This is a genomic window from Micromonospora sp. NBC_00362 (assembly GCF_026342155.1).
In the GTDB taxonomy this organism is placed as follows: Bacteria; Actinomycetota; Actinomycetes; order Mycobacteriales; family Micromonosporaceae; genus Micromonospora; species Micromonospora hortensis.
In genome coordinates this window covers 3,190,462-3,208,210 of record NZ_JAPENH010000001.1, presented here as the reverse complement: position 1 = coordinate 3,208,210, position 17,749 = coordinate 3,190,462, and the positions used below count along the sequence as shown (strand labels likewise).

General features: G+C 72.2%; 22 protein-coding genes. 13 read left to right on the top strand and 9 right to left on the bottom strand.

All coding sequences use genetic code 11. The features are described 5' to 3' along the window. Positions 1-35: 35 nt before the first annotated feature. From OG992_RS14560 to OG992_RS14545, 4 genes are all read right to left on the bottom strand, one after another. Positions 36-764, bottom strand: coding sequence for a hypothetical protein (locus tag OG992_RS14560; protein WP_266303493.1), 729 nt, complete (start codon positions 762-764; stop codon positions 36-38). Between the two features lie 47 nt (positions 765-811). Continuing rightward, a complete protein-coding gene (locus tag OG992_RS14555; RefSeq protein ID WP_266303492.1) occupies positions 812-1,201 on the bottom strand; it encodes a hypothetical protein in 390 nt (129 codons plus the stop codon). Beyond that, the gene (locus OG992_RS14550) at positions 1,198-1,680 is read right to left on the bottom strand and encodes a DUF6232 family protein (RefSeq protein WP_266303491.1); all 483 of its coding nucleotides are present in this window, start codon (positions 1,678-1,680) and stop codon (positions 1,198-1,200) included. The genes OG992_RS14555 and OG992_RS14550 overlap by 4 nt, the downstream gene beginning before the upstream one ends. 361 nt (positions 1,681-2,041) lie before the next feature. After that, positions 2,042-2,521, bottom strand: a complete 480-nt coding sequence (locus OG992_RS14545) for a DUF6232 family protein (RefSeq protein ID WP_238684707.1) — start codon at positions 2,519-2,521, stop codon at positions 2,042-2,044. Positions 2,522-2,619: 98 nt separating this feature from the next. Here OG992_RS14545 and OG992_RS14540 point away from each other — a divergent pair, with 98 nt between their 5' ends. Both OG992_RS14540 and OG992_RS14535 read left to right on the top strand, forming a co-directional pair. Continuing rightward, positions 2,620-3,393 (top strand): enoyl-CoA hydratase/isomerase family protein, encoded by a 774-nt coding sequence (locus OG992_RS14540; protein ID WP_210781058.1) that lies wholly within the window; start codon positions 2,620-2,622, stop codon positions 3,391-3,393. 121 nt (positions 3,394-3,514) lie between these two features. Continuing rightward, positions 3,515-5,137 (top strand): acetolactate synthase, encoded by a 1,623-nt coding sequence (locus OG992_RS14535; protein ID WP_266303490.1) that lies wholly within the window; start codon positions 3,515-3,517, stop codon positions 5,135-5,137. Positions 5,138-5,185: 48 nt separating this feature from the next. On the opposite strand, the gene OG992_RS14530 is transcribed toward OG992_RS14535, so the two are convergent. Genes OG992_RS14530 through OG992_RS14520 form a run of 3 tightly spaced genes read right to left on the bottom strand, consistent with a single transcriptional unit; the run spans position 5,186 to position 6,324 of the window. Then, positions 5,186-5,602 (bottom strand): PLD nuclease N-terminal domain-containing protein, encoded by a 417-nt coding sequence (locus OG992_RS14530; protein WP_238684705.1) that lies wholly within the window; start codon positions 5,600-5,602, stop codon positions 5,186-5,188. 27 nt (positions 5,603-5,629) lie between these two features. Next, the gene (locus OG992_RS14525; RefSeq protein ID WP_266303489.1) at positions 5,630-5,935 is read right to left on the bottom strand and encodes a DUF202 domain-containing protein; all 306 of its coding nucleotides are present in this window, start codon (positions 5,933-5,935) and stop codon (positions 5,630-5,632) included. Beyond that, a complete protein-coding gene (locus tag OG992_RS14520; RefSeq protein ID WP_238684703.1) occupies positions 5,932-6,324 on the bottom strand; it encodes a YidH family protein in 393 nt (130 codons plus the stop codon). The genes OG992_RS14525 and OG992_RS14520 overlap by 4 nt, the downstream gene beginning before the upstream one ends. 42 nt (positions 6,325-6,366) lie before the next feature. Here OG992_RS14520 and OG992_RS14515 point away from each other — a divergent pair, with 42 nt between their 5' ends. From OG992_RS14515 to OG992_RS14500, 4 genes are all read left to right on the top strand, one after another. Next, on the top strand, positions 6,367-7,164 hold the full coding sequence (locus OG992_RS14515; protein WP_266303488.1) for a GNAT family N-acetyltransferase: 798 nt from the start codon (positions 6,367-6,369) through the stop codon (positions 7,162-7,164). After that, positions 7,161-7,574, top strand: a complete 414-nt coding sequence (locus OG992_RS14510) for a hypothetical protein (protein ID WP_210781064.1) — start codon at positions 7,161-7,163, stop codon at positions 7,572-7,574. Before OG992_RS14515 ends, OG992_RS14510 begins: the two co-directional genes overlap by 4 nt. A 187-nt stretch (positions 7,575-7,761) precedes the next feature. Next, positions 7,762-8,541, top strand: coding sequence for an electron transfer flavoprotein subunit beta/FixA family protein (locus OG992_RS14505; RefSeq protein WP_266303487.1), 780 nt, complete (start codon positions 7,762-7,764; stop codon positions 8,539-8,541). A 15-nt stretch (positions 8,542-8,556) separates the two neighbouring features. Next, on the top strand, positions 8,557-9,516 hold the full coding sequence (locus tag OG992_RS14500) for an electron transfer flavoprotein subunit alpha/FixB family protein (RefSeq protein ID WP_266303486.1): 960 nt from the start codon (positions 8,557-8,559) through the stop codon (positions 9,514-9,516). Positions 9,517-9,610: 94 nt separating this feature from the next. Here the strand turns inward: OG992_RS14500 and OG992_RS14495 are convergent, their stop codons facing one another. Together OG992_RS14495 and OG992_RS14490 are read right to left on the bottom strand one after the other, a co-directional pair. Then, entirely contained in the window at positions 9,611-10,444 is an 834-nt protein-coding gene (locus tag OG992_RS14495; protein ID WP_266303485.1) for an anti-sigma factor, read from the bottom strand. Further along, positions 10,398-11,000, bottom strand: a complete 603-nt coding sequence (locus OG992_RS14490; RefSeq protein ID WP_238684699.1) for an RNA polymerase sigma factor — start codon at positions 10,998-11,000, stop codon at positions 10,398-10,400. Before OG992_RS14490 ends, OG992_RS14495 begins: the two co-directional genes overlap by 47 nt. A gap of 230 nt (positions 11,001-11,230) precedes the next feature. Between OG992_RS14490 and OG992_RS14485 the strand changes: the two genes are divergently transcribed. The 7 genes from OG992_RS14485 to OG992_RS14455 all read left to right on the top strand — a co-directional run bounded on the left by OG992_RS14485 (position 11,231) and on the right by OG992_RS14455 (position 17,726). Next, complete coding sequence (locus OG992_RS14485; RefSeq protein WP_238684698.1) at positions 11,231-12,061, top strand: DUF4397 domain-containing protein; 831 nt, start codon at positions 11,231-11,233, stop codon at positions 12,059-12,061. Next, positions 12,058-12,711, top strand: coding sequence for a class F sortase (locus OG992_RS14480; protein ID WP_266303484.1), 654 nt, complete (start codon positions 12,058-12,060; stop codon positions 12,709-12,711). Before OG992_RS14485 ends, OG992_RS14480 begins: the two co-directional genes overlap by 4 nt. Before the next feature lie 104 nt (positions 12,712-12,815). Then, complete coding sequence (locus OG992_RS14475) at positions 12,816-13,991, top strand: cysteine desulfurase family protein (protein WP_266303483.1); 1,176 nt, start codon at positions 12,816-12,818, stop codon at positions 13,989-13,991. 176 nt (positions 13,992-14,167) lie between these two features. Further along, positions 14,168-15,241: a tRNA 2-thiouridine(34) synthase MnmA gene (gene mnmA / locus OG992_RS14470; RefSeq protein WP_266303482.1), complete on the top strand. Its 1,074-nt coding sequence runs from the start codon at positions 14,168-14,170 to the stop codon at positions 15,239-15,241. Between the two features lie 37 nt (positions 15,242-15,278). Continuing rightward, the gene (locus OG992_RS14465; RefSeq protein ID WP_266303481.1) at positions 15,279-16,283 is read left to right on the top strand and encodes a methionine synthase; all 1,005 of its coding nucleotides are present in this window, start codon (positions 15,279-15,281) and stop codon (positions 16,281-16,283) included. Positions 16,284-16,319: 36 nt separating this feature from the next. After that, the gene (locus tag OG992_RS14460; protein ID WP_238684693.1) at positions 16,320-16,685 is read left to right on the top strand and encodes a VOC family protein; all 366 of its coding nucleotides are present in this window, start codon (positions 16,320-16,322) and stop codon (positions 16,683-16,685) included. A 30-nt stretch (positions 16,686-16,715) separates the two neighbouring features. Next, positions 16,716-17,726: an ADP-ribosylglycohydrolase family protein gene (locus tag OG992_RS14455; RefSeq protein ID WP_266303480.1), complete on the top strand. Its 1,011-nt coding sequence runs from the start codon at positions 16,716-16,718 to the stop codon at positions 17,724-17,726. Positions 17,727-17,749 lie beyond the last annotated feature (23 nt).

The window sequence follows — 17,749 nt, the reverse complement described above, 5'->3', positions numbered from 1 at the left end:
CACCGGCCTACTCGCCCGCCCGCGCGGCCCGGCCGTCAGCTGACCGGCTCGTCGGTGAGCTTCTCGCCGCGTCGGCGCAGCATGCCCAGCCCGGGGATACCGGCCACCGCGAGCTTGAGGTCGCGGGTCACGTCCAGCAGGTCGTGCAGGTCCGGCCCGACCCGGTCCAGCGTGGCCAGGATCGGCAGGATGTCCGCCGTCAGGTGTTCCTTGAGCTTGGGCAACTCGTCGATCAGGTGGATCGCCGCGCTGATCTCCTCGTGGCTCAGCTCCTCGACGAACCGCCCGGCCATCGGCGCGGCCCGGCGCAGCGCCGGCTCGTACGCCGCCAGCAGCTCAGCCGCGGTGGCGGCGGCCTCCGTCGCGGTGCCCACTGTGGTGGCGGCGCGGTTCGCGACCCGGTCGGCTTCGGCGACCACGGTGCCCGCCGCCCGGGAGACCCGGTCGGCTTCGGCGACCACCACGGCGGCGGCGGTGGCCACCTCGGTGGCCGTGTCGATGGCGGTGGTCGCGGCGGCGCTGATGACGGCCACCTCGCGGACCGCCGCCTCGGCGTCGGTGAGCACCTGGTCGGTCCGGTCCAGTGTCGTCTCGATCCGGTCGACCACGCCGTTGATCCGGGCCAGCAGCGCCTCCACCCCGTCCAGCACCGCGAACGCGCGGGCGGGCACGGCGGCCATCGAGGTGGCCGAGCCGAGCGCCTGGTCGAGAGCGGAGCGGGTCAGGCCGACCACGGCGGCCGGGGTGGGGAGGGGAATCGCCATGGGATCAAGTGTGCGTCGGCCGTGCCACAACCGCCCGACGGAGCCGGTCAGCGGGCCTGTCGACAGGCGGTGTCGGCGCGGGCCACCCGCAGCGCCCACCAGATCAGCGGCACCTGCAGCGGCACCCGGCCGTACGCGATGGCCCGCTTCGTCGGGCGTCGGTGTCGCCAGTCCACTGCCATCTTCACGTTCGCCGGCAGGACGGCGACGAAGAGCGCGGCGGCTGCCCGACCGCCGGCCCGCCGGGTGGTCGGGTGCGCCACGGCCGCCGCCACCGCCAGCTCGGCCACCCCGCTGGCGTACGTCCAGAACCGGGGTGGGCCAGGCAACGCGCGCGGCACGATCGGGTCGTAGACGCCGGGTCGCAGCAGATGGGTGACGCCGGCCGCCGCGAGCAGGCCGGCCAGTGCGACGGCCTCGCCGCGACGGTTGGTCATCGATGGTCCCCCTGCTGTTCGACGGCGCGCTGCACGGCCCGGTAGATCTGCCCGAACCGTAGCGCGTCCGGAGTGCGCACCAGCAGATCCTCCCGACCGTGGTGCTGCACCCACAACTCGTGCACGTGGCTGCCGCGCTCGTAGGAGCGGTCCAGCCAGCCAAGGGGGATCTCCAGGAACGGCGCCAAGGCGAGCGCCCCCGCGGCGCAGGCGGCGAGAATGATCAGCGCCAGCTGCCAGTTGCCCCGGTCCTGAGCCGACCAGGCCAGCGACAGCACGCAGACCACGGCGACCAGCGGCGGCAGCGAGAGCAGCAGGACCAGGACACCGCGCCCCAGCACACGGCCGCGTACGGCGAGGGTTTTCCGCCCCCGGTCGTGCCAGACGAACGTCACGTCGGACAGGGCGATCACGTGACCGCCCGCCCGGATCGACTCGGAGGTCACCTGCACCGCGTCGTCCCGGTAATAGAGGGTCATCACTAAGCCTAACCACCGCCAGGCAAACCGCGCCTCGCTCGGACCTTGGCAGATGGCTTCTTTCGCAGAGGATCGGCCAGTCCGCGCAGAGGATTCGACGGAGGCCGTCCGACGGGGTAGAGGTGATGTTGCAGTGGTCCTTTGGAGCTGAATCGTCTGCGACATCACGCGTCGCGCCGCAAGGCCAACGGTCGATTCGTTTGTGATATCAGCTCCAAAGGCACTGCAGGAAGGCTGCGCTCGCATCCGTTGCGCACGCGTCCGTTGCGTCCCACCTGGCTCGGCGAGAGCTGTCGCTGCGCAGGTCCCACCCGTGACGACAGGTCCGGTCAGGTCGGGACGTGAAGCGGTACCGGGCTGGCTAGCGGCGCGTGACGGGGTGGGCCGGCTGGCTGTGCTCGACCGCGCGCTGCACCGCCCGGTAGATCTGCCCGAAGCGCAGCGCGTCACCGGTGCGCAGCAGACGCACCGGCTGACCCCGCCAACGGGCCCAGATCTCCAGTTGGCGGCTGCCCCGGGCGTACGAGCGGTCCAGGTGTTCGAAGAGGAAGTCGGCGACCGGCCCGACGGCCAACCCGACCAGCACCGACGCGCCGACGATCGCGATCGTCACTGTGGGTGAGCGGTGCAGCCAGACGGCCACGCCAATGCCGAGCACCGCCGCGACCAGCGGGCCGGCGAGCGCTGCGCCGATCGCACCCCGTCCCACCAGCACGCGCCAGGAACGGGTGCCCCGGCGGTGCCAGATCATGGTGATGTCGGCCAGCTTGTAGCTGCGACCGTCGACACGGAGGGTGGTGGAGGTGACCTGCACCGACCTGTCGTCGTAATACGTGATCATGGCTGGACTCCCGCCCACGGGGCTGACACCACACTACTTACCCAAACGAGCCGGGTCGTAAGGTTGGCACGCGACTTCGACGAGGAAGTGAGGGCAGCGTGGGCGAGTTCGTTCGGCTGGAGACCACTGACGGCATCGGCACGATCCGGCTGGAGCGGCCGCCGATGAACGCGCTCAACACCCAGGTGCAGGAGGAGTTGCGCGCCGCCGCCACGGCGGCCACCGCCGATCCCGAGGTCCGCGCCGTCATCGTGTACGGCGGGGAGAAGGTCTTCGCCGCCGGCGCCGACATCAAGCAGATGGCCGACATGTCCTACGTGGACATGGCCGACCGGGCCGCGAACCTGTCCAGCGCGCTCGGCGCGATCGCCCGGATCCCCAAGCCGGTGGTCGCCGCTATCACCGGGTACGCCCTGGGTGGCGGCTGTGAGCTGGCGTTGGCCTGTGACTGGCGGGTGGTCGCCGAGGACGCGAAGCTCGGCCAGCCGGAGATCAAGCTGGGCATCATCCCGGGTGCGGGCGGCACCCAGCGGCTGGCCCGCCTGGTCGGCCCGGCCCGCGCCAAGGACCTGATCATGTCGGGGCGGATGGTGGACGCGCAGGAGGCGCTGCGCATCGGCCTGGCCGACCGGGTCGCCCCGGCCGCCGAGGTGTACGACACGGCCGTCGCGCTGATCACTCCGTACCTGACCGGGCCGGTGCAGGCGCTGCGCGCCGCGAAGCTGGCGGTCGACGGCGGCCTGGACATGGATCTCAACTCGGGCCTGGCCTGGGAGAGTCAGCTCTTCGCGGCGCTGTTCGCCACCGACGACCGGCGCGAGGGCATGGCGGCCTTCGTCGAGAAGCGCAAGCCGGGCTTCACCGGCCGCTGATCCGTCGCCTCCCGCGCCAACGGCCCCTGACCTCGGCAACGTCCCCCGGCAGGGGCCACGGTCGCACTGCCAAGTGACTGGCCGGTAACCTGTGATCCCGGCCACGGACGATGGGAGCGACATGACGGAGCGGATCGAGGGTCACGGCGGCGAGTTGGCGCTCGCGGCACTACGCGCGCACGGCGTACGGGAGATGTTCACTCTGTCCGGCGGGCACGTCTTCCCGCTCTACGACGCCGCGTACAAGACCGACTTCCCGATCTACGACGTCCGGCACGAGCAGTCCGCGGTCTTCGCCGCCGAGGCGGTGGCCAAGCTCCAGCGCCGCCCCGGCCTCGCCGTGCTCACCGCCGGGCCCGGTGTCACCAACGGCATCTCCGGCATGACCAGCGCGTTCTTCAACGCCTCGCCGGTGCTGGTGCTCGGCGGGCGCGCGCCCGCGTTCCGCTGGGGCTCGGGCAGCCTCCAGGAGATGGACCACCTGCCGCTGGTCGCCCCGGTCACCAAGCACGCCGAGACGGTGTTCAGCACCGACGACATCCCGCGTGCGGTGGGTGCGGCGCTCAACGCCGCGCTCACCCCGCACCGCGGCCCGGCCTTCCTCGACTTTCCGCTGGAGACGGTCTTCTCGGTCGCGGAGGCCGAGCTGCCGACCGTGACCGGTGTCGACCCGATCGCCCCGGACCCGGAGGAGGTCGGCCGCGCGGCGATGCTCATCGCCGGGGCGCAGCGGCCGGTCATCATCGCCGGCTCCGACGTGTACGCGGGCGACGCGGTCGCCGCGCTGCGCGAGGCCGCCGAGGCGTTGCAGGTGCCGGTCTTCACCAACGGCATGGGTCGCGGCTCACTCCCGCCGGAGCACCCGCTGGCATTCGCCAAGGCCCGCCGGGCCGCGCTCTCCGGCGCCGACGTGGTCGTGGTGGTGGGCACCCCGCTGGACTTCCGGCTCAGCTTCGGTGACTTCGGTGACGCCAAGGTGGTGCACATCGTCGACGCCCCCAGCCAGCGGGCGACGCACGTGCAGCCGGCCGTCGCCCCCGCCGGTGACCTGCGCCTGATCCTCTCCGCGCTGGCCGACCACTCCGGTGACCGGGCCGACCACGCCGACTGGATCGCCGACCTGCGCGTCGCCGAGGACGCGGCGAAGGCTCGGGACGCCGCGGAGATGGCCGCCGAGACCGACCCGATCCGCCCGGCCCGGATCTACGGCGAGCTGCGTCGGGCGCTCGCCCCGGACGCGATCACCATCGGCGACGGCGGCGACTTCGTGTCGTACGCCGGGCGGTACCTGGAGCCGGCCCAGCCCGGCACCTGGCTTGACCCGGGCCCGTACGGCTGCCTGGGCACCGGCATGGGTTACGCGATGGGCGCCCGGGTCAGTCACCCGGACCGGCAGATCTGTGTGCTGATGGGCGACGGGGCGGCTGGCTTCTCGCTGATGGACGTCGAGTCGCTGGTCCGCCAGAAGCTGCCGGTGGTGATCGTCGTCGGCAACAACGGCATCTGGGGGCTGGAGAAGCACCCGATGCGGGCCATGTACGGCTACGACGTGGCCGCCGACCTTCAGCCGGAGCTGCGGTACGACACGGTGGTCAGCGCGCTCGGCGGGGCGGGGGAGACGGTCGCCAAGGCGGCCGACCTGGGCCCGGCGCTCCAGCGGGCGTTCGACTCCGGAGTGCCGTACCTGGTGAACGTGCTCACCGACCCGACGGATGCGTACCCCCGGTCGTCGAACCTGGCCTGAGTCGCACCCGCCGCCGCCGTCGCTCCTGCGCCGGCGGCGGCGGCGCGCTCACACCTCCGGTCGGTCGCCTTCACGCGGCGGCTCACCGTCGCGGCGGCGCAGGTCGTCCTCGCGTCGCCGCAGGTCTTCCTCCCAGCGCTGGAACAGCTCCTGGTCCTGCTGCTGGGCGCGTTCCTCGACGGAACGCAGGAACTCCGGGTCGTCGTCCGGGGCCACCGGCCGAGGGCGCTGCCGCTCGCCGCCGCCGGTGCCGCCCGGCCAGCCCTTGTGGGCGCCGGGGCTGGGCTCCCGGCCGACGATGAACCAGGCGATCGAGCCGACCAGCGGGAAGAACAGGATGATCAGCACCCAGGCGATCCGGGGAAGGGCACGGATCTTGCCCTCCTCGGCGGAGAGGCAGCTGATCAGCGCGCAGACGGCGAGGACAATCTGCACCAGGAAGAGGAGTACGCCAAGCCGGGCCATGGACCCATGATGACGCACCGGCGCGCGTCACCACAGTCCGCGCAGCACCAGCAGCACTCCGAGTAACGCCAGCACCACAGTGCCCACGGTGACCAGGGGCAGAGTCCGGCCGCCGGTGCGGGCCGGACCCGTGCCGGTGCCCCGTGGCCAGCAGAGCACCAGCACGGCGCCCCACACCAGAACGGCGCCGCCGGCGATCAGCGCACCGGTCGCGTCGCCGGTCGACGCCAGCCGAACGGCGAGCACTGTCACCACTGTCACAGTGAGCAGGGTGCGCCGCCAGGCCAGCCTGGTCCGCTCCGGTTGCAGCCCCGGGTCGCGTCCGGTGCTCACCGCCCGCCGATCGCCCGCATCAGGACGGCGGCCACCAGCAGCAACGCGCCGACGCCGACGGCGAGCGCCAGGATGGCGGGGAACCGAGACGCGGGCAGTTCCTGACCGAGCCGGATGGCCCGCTCGGTACGCGCCCAGTGGTCCACAGCGCGGATCGCGACCGCCGCGCCGAGCAGCAGCAACGCCACAGCGATCACCTCCCGCAGGTGGCTCATCGGCAGGGGTGGCAGGAACTGCGCGGCGGCCAAACCGCCCCCGACCAGCGCCAACCCGGTGCGCAGCCAGGCGAGGAAGGTCCGTTCGTTGGCCAGGGAGAAGCGGTAGTCCGGTGTTTCACCGACCGAGCCCAGCTCCGCCGGGTCGAACCACCGCCTGATCGCCTCCCACACAGTGGGAGATTATCCGCTTCCCATCCCGCTTAGCCTGGGCCGGTGACTGATCTCGACGTACAGACGCTCCGGGCCGCCTACGACAACCAACTCCGTCCGGAAATCCCCGACCCGGTTCCGGCCGGGGTGACGGTGGAGCGGGACGGGCCGTTGGTCCGGATCTCCGGGCTCGACTCCGGTGGGTTCATCACCTACCGCGACCTGGGCGGGTTGACCGGCGACGCGCTGGACGAGCTGATCGCCCGGCAGGCGCGGTTGTGCGGTGAGCGGGGCGAGTCGGCGGAGTGGAAGCTCAACGAGCACGACGAACCGGCGGACCTGGCGGACCGCCTGCGCGCGGCCGGCTTCGTGCCGGCGGACCGGGAGACCGTCGTGGTCGGCCCGGTCGCGCCGCTCGCCGCCGCGCTGCCGGTCGTCCCCGAGGGGATACGTCTGCGTGAGGTGACCTCCCGGGAGGACCTGGAGCGAATCGCCGCCATGGAGGAGGAGGTCTGGCAGGAGGACCGCTCGCACCTCGTGTGGGGCCTGGGCAAGGAGATCGACGCCGACCCGAACTCGATCACCGTCGTGGTGGCCGAGGCGGACGGGACTGTGGTGAGTGCCGGCTGGGTGCGGTTCCCGGCGAACACCGGCTTCGCCTCCCTGTGGGGCGGCTCGACCCTGCCGCAGTGGCGGCGCAGGGGCATCTACCGGGCGTTGGTCAACTACCGGGCGCGGCTGGCCGAGCAGCGAGGTCGGACGCTCATGCAGGTCGACTGTTCCGAGGACAGCCGGCCCATCCTGCAGCGGCTCGGCCTCGTCGCGGTCACCACCACCACCCCGTACGTCTACACTCCGTGATCATGGAGCAGCGGTTGACGGACGAGGAGCGGCTGACCCTCAAGACCGGTGCCTTCGGCGCCGTCTTCCTGGTCTCCAACGCCGACCCCGGTGTCCTGGGGGTGATCCGGGAGAGCATCGCCGCGTCCGGCGCGCTGGCCGACGCCAGTGGCACGGTCAAGGAGGCGCTGACCACCGGCCCGCTGCCGCGACTTCCCCGGGACTCGCAGCTGGAGATCGAGTCGGTGGTGCTGCCGGCGCTGGGGCAGGCGGTGCGGATCCTGCGTGAGAAGTCCCCACGGGACGTGGACGCGTACCGCGAACTGGTGTTGGCCGCGGCGGATCAGGTGGCCCGCGCGCACGACGGGGTGGCGCCCGCCGAGGCGGCGGCCATCGACCAGATCCGGGTCGCCCTGGCCGAGCCGGCCTGACCGGCTGCGCGTCGGTGAGCTGTGTCACTCTGAGTGCTGCGGGAGCGCAACCTACTGGCAGGTAACATTGCGCCGTGGGCAACTGCACAACCGCCCTCGGTTGACCTGGCGTCGACCGACGCGCGACGCTGCGCCCCAGACCGGGCGAGCGAATCGCAACACCACACAGGAGGGTCGTCGAAGCGCGATGAACATCGTCGTACTCGTCAAGCAGGTGCCTGATTCGGGCGCGGACCGCAACCTGCGCAATGACGACAACACCGTCGACCGCGGTTCGGCGAACAACGTGATCAACGAGATGGACGAGTACGCCATCGAGGAGGCGCTGAAGATCAAGGAGGCGCACGGCGGCGAGGTCACCATCCTGACCATGGGTCCGGACCGGGCGACCGAGTCGATCCGCAAGGCGCTCTCCATGGGCCCGGACAAGGCCGTCCACGTGCTGGACGACGCCCTGCACGGCTCGTGCGCCGTCGCCACCTCGAAGGTGCTCGCCGCCGCGCTCGGTCAGCTCAATGCCGACCTGGTCATCTGCGGTGCCGAGTCCACCGACGGCCGGGTCCAGGTCATGCCGCACATGATCGCCGAGCGGCTGGGCGTCGCGGCGCTCACCGGTGCCCGCAAGCTCACCGTCGACGGCGCGACGCTGACCGTCGAGCGGCAGACCGAGGAGGGCTACGAGGTGGTCACCGCCGCCACCCCGGCCGTGGTCTCCGTCTGGGACACCATCAACGAGCCGCGCTACCCCTCCTTCAAGGGCATCATGGCCGCCAAGAAGAAGCCGGTGCAGACGCTCTCGCTGGCCGACCTCGGGGTCGCTGCCGACGAGGTGGGCTTCGGCGGCGCCACCAGCGCCGTCGTCGAGCACACCAAGCGCCCCCCGCGCTCCGGCGGCGCCAAGATCACTGATGAGGGCGAGGGCGGCGTCAAGCTGGTCGAGTTCCTCGCCACCGAGAAGTTCGTGTGAGAGGGGGGTTCTGACATGTCCGAGGTTCTCGTCGTCGTCGAAGCCACAAAGGAATTCGGCGTCAAGAAGGTCACCCTGGAAATGCTCACCCTCGCGCGTGAGCTGGGCGCCCCGAGCGCTGTGGTGCTCGGTGGCGCCGGCGCCGCCGAGGCGCTGAGCGGCAAGCTGGGCGAGTACGGCGCGGAGAAGATCTACGCCGCCGAGGGTGACGACATCGACGGCTATCTGGTGGCCCCCAAGGCGACAGTGCTGGCCGAGTTGGTCAAGCGGGTGCAGCCGGCCGCCGTGCTGCTGGCGTCGGCCCAGGAGGGCAAGGAGATCGCCGCCCGGCTCGCCGTCAAGCTCGACAACGGCATCCTGACCGACGTGGTCGGCCTGGACGCCGACGGCATCGCGACCCAGGTCGCCTTCGCCGGCTCCACCATCGTCAAGTCCAAGGTCACCAAGGGCCTGCCGCTGGTCACCGTCCGGCCCAACTCGGTCACCCCCGCCCCGGCGGCCGCCACCCCGGCGATCGAGCAGCTCAGCGTCTCGGTCACCGACACCGACAAGCTGGCCACTGTCGTCGAGCGGGTCGCCGAGCAGAAGGGCTCCCGCCCCGAGCTGACCGAGGCCGGCGTCGTCGTCTCCGGCGGCCGGGGCGTCGGCAACGCCGACAACTTCAAGCTGGTCGAGGAGCTGGCCGACCTGCTCGGCGGCGCCGTCGGCGCGTCCCGCGCGGCCGTCGACTCCGGCTTCTACCCGCACCAGTTCCAGGTGGGCCAGACCGGTAAGACGGTTTCCCCGCAGCTCTACGTCGCCCTCGGCATCTCCGGTGCCATCCAGCACCGGGCCGGCATGCAGACCTCGAAGACCATCGTCGCTGTCAACAAGGACGGCGAGGCGCCGATCTTCGAGCTGGCCGACTTCGGGGTGGTGGGCGACCTGTTCAAGATCGTCCCGCAGGCCGCCGAGGAGATCCGCAAGCGCAAGTAGGCAAGCGATACGTCAGTGGCCGCCCGTGTGAACGGGCGGCCACTGACGTGTGGGGAGCTGATCGGCGAGCCGGGGAGCTGAGCCGGCCCGCCGATCAGCCCGTCAGGGAGCCCCTCAGCAGGCTGTCGCCGGAGTGGCGGGTGTTGTTGTCGTACTGCTCGGCGGAGACGTCGACCACCGAGTAGCTCTTGAGGTCGACATTCGGGGGCAGGGGTAGCAGGGCGTCCGGACCGCCACCCAGGGTGCCGACCGAGAACATCTCCATCGTCGTCGGATTGATGAGCCAGACCTCGTAGTACCCCGGGACGCTCGGGAGATTCGCCACATGCAGATGTAGTTGGCCGTCCTGGAAAACCCGGGCGTCGCCCTTGGCCGCAGGCGGTGTCGCCCCGTACGCCGCCAGCGGCGCGCTCGCCACCACCACCGGCGTCGGGGTGGGCGTCGGATCGTCCGGTCGGAGCACCGAGACGGTGCCCACGACGCCGACCGCCGCGGCGGCGGCCGCGGTCACCGCTGTGGCCACCCAACCGGACCAGCCGCGACCCCGGCGGGATCGCCGCGTCGGGTCGAGTCGGGTCACCGTCGGCTCGGCCGCCGCGCCGAAGGTCTGCTCGGCCGTGGTGGTGTCGGCCTGCTCGGCCGTCGTGGTGTCGGCCTGCTCGGGCACCCGGTGTCGACGGGTCTCGGTCAGCAAAGGCCCGGCCTCCGCCGCCCTGACCTGGGCTTCGATGCCCTGCCAGACGTGCTCCGGCGGGTCGGGCAGGTCGGCCAGGCCCTGCGTCTCGGTGCCGAGCCCCGCCACCTGTTGAAGGCTCGCGACCTCCGCCCGGCAGAGCGCGCAGGTGCCGAGGTGGGTGCTCTCCCCGTTGTCCGCCTCGCTCTCACCGAGTGCCAGAAATACCAGCCGGTCGTGGTCCAGGTGCTGCACCGTCCACCTCCCATCTGCGTTTCAAGCTCGCCATGCCGCGTCGGATGTGACTCTTCACGGTGCCCAACGGCACGCCGGTCACAGTGGCTATCTGCTGGTGTGTCAGGTCGTCGTAGAAGGCCAGCTCCAGCATCCGTCGCTGATCGTCCGGGAGACGAGCCAGTTCGTCGGCGATCACCAACCGGTCCACCACGCGGTCCGGGTCCGGCTGGGTCTGTGCCGGCTCGGGCAGTTGTCGGACCGTCTCCACCACCCGGGTCTCCCGGGCCGAGGCGCGCATCCGGTCGATCACCTTTCGCCGGCCGATGCCGAGCAACCAACCGATCAGCGACCCCTTGGCCGGGTCGAACGTGTCGCGTCCCAGCCAGGCGGCGACGAACGTCGCCTGGGTGACGTCCTCGGCGTCGCTGCGGTTCGCCAGCATGGACGTGGCCAGGTGGAGCACGGCACGACCGTAGCGGTCGTACGCCTCGCGCAGCGCCACGTCGTCGCCGTCGCGGAACCTGCGGTCGAGGTCGTCCACCGGAGGGTCCGGTTCCTGTCGTAGCGCCGTCATCGGGCGGCTCGCCTTCGATGGGGCATGCCCGACTGTAGCTGCCACAGTCCCCGCCCCACTTCCCCGGTCGATGTCATCTCACCAGCTCTTCGTCTCCCGACCCCGTTCCGGATGCGGTTGGGGCCGGAAAAGAAAAGTGCCTCCGGGGCGCATCCGCCCGACCGAGAGCCGGCGTAACCCGTTCTGCAAGCCAGGCCTGACGAATCAGCACCAAATATCAGGAGGCAGACATGCAGCTCTCGTACTTCCGTCGGGTCGCCGCGGGCGGCGCGGTCGCCGCGCTGGCCTTCGCCGGCGTCGGTGCCCTCACCGCCAGCCCCGCGTACGCCGCCACGTCGAAGGTCTCCGTCGTGCACGGCATCCCGGACACCCCTGTCGACGTCTACGTCAACGGCAAGAAGACCCTTGACAACTTCAAGCCCGGCGACGTCGCCGGCCCGCTGAACCTGGAGGAGGGCGACTACGACATCGCGCTCACCAAGCCGGGCGAGCCGATCGGCAGCGCGATCCTCAAGGTCGACAACGCCGCGGTGCCGGGCGGTGCGAACATCAGCATCGCGGCCCACCTCGACGCCGCCGGCCAGCCGAAGATCACCCCGTTCGTGAACGACGTCTCGAAGGTCGACGCCGGCAAGGCCCGGCTGATCGTCCGGCACACCGCCGCCGCCCCGGCGGTCGACGTCCGCGCCGGTGGCACCCCTGTCTTCGAGGCCCTCACCAACCCGAACGAGGCCAAGGGCGACGTCGACGCGGGCGAGGTGAAGGCCGACGTGGTGCTGGCCGGCACCGACACCGTCGCCATCGGCCCGGCGGACCTCAACCTCAAGGAGGGCACCGCCACGATCGTCTACGCGATCGGTTCCGCCGAGGGCAAGACTCTCGACGTGGTGGCCCAGACCATCACCGGCCTGCACTCCGCCCCGGGCGGCGTGCCCAGCGGTGACGGCGGCCAGGCCGGCACGGGCGTGGACACCTGGTGGTACGTGCTCACCGGTGCCGGCGTACTCCTGCTGCTTGGTGGTGGGGTGCGGATGGCGACCGCGCGGACCGGCCGCAAGTGACGGTGCGCAACCGCGGCGCGCTGGCGGCCCTCGCCGCCGGCGTTGCCGCGCTCACCGCCGCCACCCTGGTGGCGTGCGCCAACCAGCCGGCCGGGACGGTGGGGGCCGACGAGGCGAGCACGCTGGCCAGCCCCGCACCGACCGCCGCCAGTGCCCCGTCGGTGCCGGTGACCGCTGGTGAACTGCCCGCCGGTCCGAAGATCATCCCGCCGGTACGGCTGCTGATCCCGGAGATCGGCGTCACCGCCACCGTCAACGCGGTCGGCATCAACGAGCGGACCAACGAGTTCGAGGTGCCGCCGAGCGTCGACCAGATCGGCTGGTACCGCTACGGCCCCGGCCTGGAGGCGGAGGTCGGCTCGGTGGTCATCGCCGGTCACGTGGACAGCGCCAAGCAGGGCAAGGGGGCGTTCTTCCGGCTGCGTGAGCTGGACCAGGGCGACACGTTGACAGCGACGGGCAGCGACGGTGAGGAGCGGCGGTACCGGGTCGTCGCCCGGGAGGAGTACGCCAAGACCAAGATCCCGCTGGACCGGTACTTCGCCCGCGACGGCAAGCCGCGGCTGACCCTGATCACCTGTGGTGGGCCGTTCGACGCCAAGGCCCGAAAGTACCGCGACAACATCGTCGTCACCGCGGTGCCCGCCTGACCGGGTCCGCGCGCATCGGGCCGGGGTGGAGTTCCACCCCGGCCGTTGCGTGCAGTCCCCTCCGGCATCCGGTCCCCAATGTGTCGGCCGTACGCTGAACGGCGATGGCTTACCTGGATCACGCGGCGACGACTCCCATGCTCGATGAGGCACTGGAGGCGTACGTCGCTACCGCCCGCGAGGTCGGCAACGCGTCCTCGCTGCACGCGGCGGGCCGCCGTGCCCGCCGCCGGGTCGAAGAGTCACGCGAACAGGTGGCAGCGGTGCTGGGTGCCCGGCCCTCCGAGGTGATCTTCACCGGTGGTGGCACGGAGAGCGACAACCTCGCGGTCAAGGGCATCTTCTGGGCCCGCCGAGCAGCCCGGCCCGACCGTCGCCGGGTGGTCTCCAGCGCCGTCGAGCACCACGCGGTGCTGGACGCTGTCGACTGGCTGGGCCAGCACGAGGGCGCCGAGGTCGGCTGGCTGCCGGTGGACGCCGTCGGTCGGCTCGACCCGCAGGCCCTGCGCGCCGAGTTGGCCGCGCACGCCGACCAGGTGGCAGTGGTCACCGCGATGTGGGCGAACAACGAGGTGGGCACCGTCCAGCCGGTGGCCGAGCTGGCCGCCGTCGCCGCCGAACACGGGGTGCCCTTCCACACCGACGCCATCCAGGCGGTCGGTCAGGTGCCCGTCGACTTCGGCGCCAGCGGGGTCGCCGCGCTGACCGTCACCGGGCACAAGTTGGGCGGCCCGACCGGGGTGGGCGCGCTGCTGCTCGCCCGGGACGTGCCGGCCACGCCGCTGCTGCACGGCGGCGGTCAGGAACGCGACATCCGCTCCGGCACCCTGGACACCGCCGGCATCGTCGCCTTCGCGGTCGCTGTGGAGTCGGCAGTGAAGGGTCAGCAGGAGTACGCGGCCCGGGTGGCCGCGCTCCGCGACGACCTGATCGAGCGGGTCCGCCAGGCGGTGCCCGAGGTGATCTACAACGGTGACCCGACCGACCGGCTGCCCGGCAACGCGCACTTCTCCTTCCCCGGCTGCGAGGGCGACGCGTTGCTGCTCCTGCTCGACGCGCAGGGGATCGCCTGCTCGACCGGCTCCGCCTGCTCGGCCGGCGTGGCCCAGCCCTCGCACGTGCTGCTGGCGATGGGTGCCGACGACGACCGCGCCCGCTCCTCGCTGCGCTTCACACTGGGCCACACCAGCACCCAGGCCGACATCGACGCCCTCATCGCGGCCCTCCCGGCAGCTGTCGACCGGGCCCGCCGAGCCGCCGCTCTCCGCACCCCCCGCTAGCGCGGGTCAAGCCCCGCTATCGTGCGCTATTGGTTGGCCGTTCGCGCCTTGCGCGACATATGTCGCCGCAGAAACTGCAAGATCGCGAAGGTGGACGGGCGGGGCGGGCACGGGTCCGGCGGGTTTCCGGGGCTGGTGGATAGGGTTGTGGTGGGGACGGGAAAGGGAGTGGGTCAGTGAGGGTTCTGGCGGCGATGTCGGGTGGGGTTGACTCGGCCGTGGCGGCGGCGCGGGCGGTGGCGGCCGGGCACGACGTGACCGGCGTGCACCTGGCGCTGGCCCGCAACCCACAGACCTATCGGACGGGCGCGCGCGGCTGCTGCACCCTGGAGGATTCCCGGGACGCCCGGCGGGCGGCCGACGTGATCGGCATCCCGTTCTACGTGTGGGACATGGCCGACCGCTTCCACGAGGACGTGGTCGACGACTTCGTCGCCGAGTACGCCGCCGGTCGTACGCCGAACCCCTGCCTGCGCTGCAACGAGAAGATCAAGTTCGCGGCGGTGCTGGACCGGGCGGTGGCCCTGGGCTTCGACGCGGTGGTGACCGGGCACCACGCCCGCCTCGGCGCGGACGGGCTGCTGCGGCGCAGTGTCGACCTGGCCAAGGACCAGTCGTACGTGCTCGCCGTACTCACCCGTGAGCAGCTCGACCGGTCGATCTTCCCGCTCGGTGACGCGACGAAGGCGCAGGTCCGCGCCGAGGCCGCCGAGCGTGGCCTGGCCGTGGCCGACAAGCCGGACTCGCACGACATCTGCTTCATCGCCGACGGGGACACCCGCGGCTTCCTGGCCGGCCGGCTCGGTGAGGCCCCCGGCGAGGTGGTGGACGCCTCCACCGGCGCCGTCGTCGGCAGTCACAGCGGCGCGTACGCCTACACGGTGGGGCAGCGCCGCGGGCTGCACCTGGACCGGCCCGCCCCGGACGGCCGGCCACGCTACGTGCTCTCCATCACGCCGAAGACCAACACGGTGACTGTGGGCCCGGCCGAGGCCCTGGACGTGTCCGACGTGCACGCCGTACGTCCGGTCTGGACCGGCGGCGCCCGTCCGGACGCCCCGGTCGAGTGCGAGGTGCAGTTGCGCGCGCACGGCGACGCGGTGCCGGCGACCGTCGCCCTCGACGGTGACCGGCTGCACGCCGAGCTGCGCCGACCGGTCCGCGGTGTCGCCGCCGGTCAGGCCGTGGTCGCGTACCGGCCGGACCCTGCCGGCGACGTGGTCCTCGGCTCCGCGACCATCACCGGCTGACCGCACGGCCTGGGTGTTCGCGGGATAGCCTTCGCCCGTGACAGATCAGGCGTGGCCCTGGCCGGCCGGCGCGGCAACCGGAATTGGTTCGCTGCCCGGCACCGACATCGGCGAGGCTCAGCGGGTGGTCCTCGGGGAGCTTCCCGAGCTGCCCCACCTGCCCGAGTTGCCGGCCCGTGGCCCCGGAGCGGACATGATCGGCCGGTCCGCCGGGCTGCTCGTCGAGCTGCCCGTCGAGGTGTACGCGGGGCGGTGGCGGGTCGCCCCACGCCCGGGCCGGGACCTGCGCCGGGCCCGTGACCTGATGGAACGCGACCTGGACCAGCTCGCCGAGCAGGCCGAGGGGTACGCCGGGCCGATCAAGGTGCAGGCCGCCGGCCCGCTCACGCTGGCAGCCTCCCTGGAGTTGCCGATCGGTGGTCGAATGCTGCGCGATCCCGGCGCGGTCCGCGACCTGACCGGCTCCCTCGCCGAAGGGCTGCGCGCGCACGTCGCGGCGGTCGCCCGCCGGCTGCCCCAGGCATCGGTGCTGCTGCAACTGGACGAGCCGTCACTGCCGACTGTGCTGGCCGGGCGGGTGCCGACGGAAAGCGGTCTGGGCGCGTACCGGGCGGTCGACTCGGTGGACGCCGCCGCCCTGCTGCGTACTGTCGTCGAGGCGGTCGGCGTGCCGACGCTGGTGCACTGCTGCGCCCCGGACGTGCCGCTGGAGCTGATCCGCTCCACCGGCGCCGTCGCGGTCGCCCTCGACCTGGACCTGGTCACCAAGCTCGACCCGCTGGGCGAGGCGATCGACGCCGGCCTCGGGTTGCTGGCCGGGGCCGCGCCGACCCGGCCGCCGTCGGCCGGTGGCGTGCCGACCTCCGCGCAGATCGCCGATCGGGTACGCCAGGTGTGGGACCGCCTCGGCTTCCCTCGTCGCCAACTCGCCGAGCAGGTGGTGGTCACCCCGGCCTGCGGCCTCGCCGGCGCCACACCGGAGTACGCGCGGGCGGTGCTCGCCGCGTGCCGGGACGCCGGCCGACGCCTCGGCGAGGACTGAGGTTTCCTGTCGTACCCGGTGGGCAGGATGACGGTCATGATTGGACAGCTGCGTTCAGTGGTGATCGACTGCCCGGATCCGCGGGCGTTGGCGGCGTTCTACGCCGAGCTGCTCGGCGTACCGCTCGCCGAGGGTGACTCCGACGACGACTGGGTGGTGCTGGGCGGCCCACCCGGTCACCAGCCGCGCCTCGCCTTTCAACAGGCGCTCAACCTGCGCCAACCGGCCTGGCCGGATCCTGAGCGCCCACAGCAGTTCCACCTCGACGTGACGGTCGACGACATCGAGGCCGCCGAGAAGGCGGCGCTCGCGCTGGGTGCTCGGCGGCTGCCAGGTGAGGGCGAGGGCTTCCGGGTCTACGCCGATCCGGCCGGCCACCCGTTCTGCCTCTGCTGGGACTGACCCTGCCGTGGGTTGCGGCGGCCCGGCATCATGGCCGCCGTGATCCATACCTCTGCGCTTCGCGCCTCCGGTTCGCTCTTCGGCCTCGCCTACGGTGACGCGCTGGGCAAGCCGACGGAGTTCCTGACCGTCGCCGAGATCGTGCGCCGGTACGGCCCGGCCGGCCCCCGAGAGCTGTCCGGCGAGCCGGCACTGGTCACCGACGACACCCAGATGGCGCTCGCGGTGGGTTGGGCGCTGCACGAGGCCCCGTCGTTCACGCCGGAGGCGGTGGAGCCGCTGCTGCGTCAACGTTTCCTGGCCTGGGCGGTCAGCCCGGACAACAACCGAGCCCCGGGCATGACCTGCCTGCGTGCCTGCGCGGAGTTGAGCCGTGGGCTGCCCTGGCAGGAGGCGACGGTGGTCGGCTCGAAGGGCTGCGGGGCCAACATGAGGGTCACCCCGGTCGGGTTGCTCGACGTGGACCTCGACACGCTCGCCGGGTTGGCCCAGTTGCAGGCCGGGCTGACCCACGGCCATCCGACCGGGCTGGCCGCCAGCGAACTCACCGCGTACGCGGTTTTCGTGCTGCGCGCGGGCGTTTCGCTGCCCGACCTTCCCGCGGTGCTCACCGAGCGGGCACTGTCCCAGCGCCTGGTCTACTCCGAGCGGTGGCTGGGCGACCTCTGGCAGCACGCCGGTTCCGGTTCTCCGCAGGAGTTCATCGCCCGGGGCTGGGACGAGTGCCTGGCGGTGCTGGGCCGACTGACGGACGCCCTGCGCCAGCCCGACGACGGCGGCGACCCGTGCCGGGACACCGGGGAGGGCTGGGTGGCGGAGGAGGCGCTGGCCACCGCGCTGCTCTGCGCCGTACGGCACGCCGACGACCCGGTCGCTGCGCTGGCCCGGGGCGCGACCACCGCCGGTGACTCCGACTCGATCGCCGCCCTGGCCGGCGCGTTCGTGGGCGCGGCCGTCGGCATGACCGCCTGGCCGCGCGACTGGGCCAACCGCATCGAGTACGCGGACCAGTTGGCCACGCTCGGCGCGACCTGGGACTGATCCGGGCGGCCACGCGGATGGTG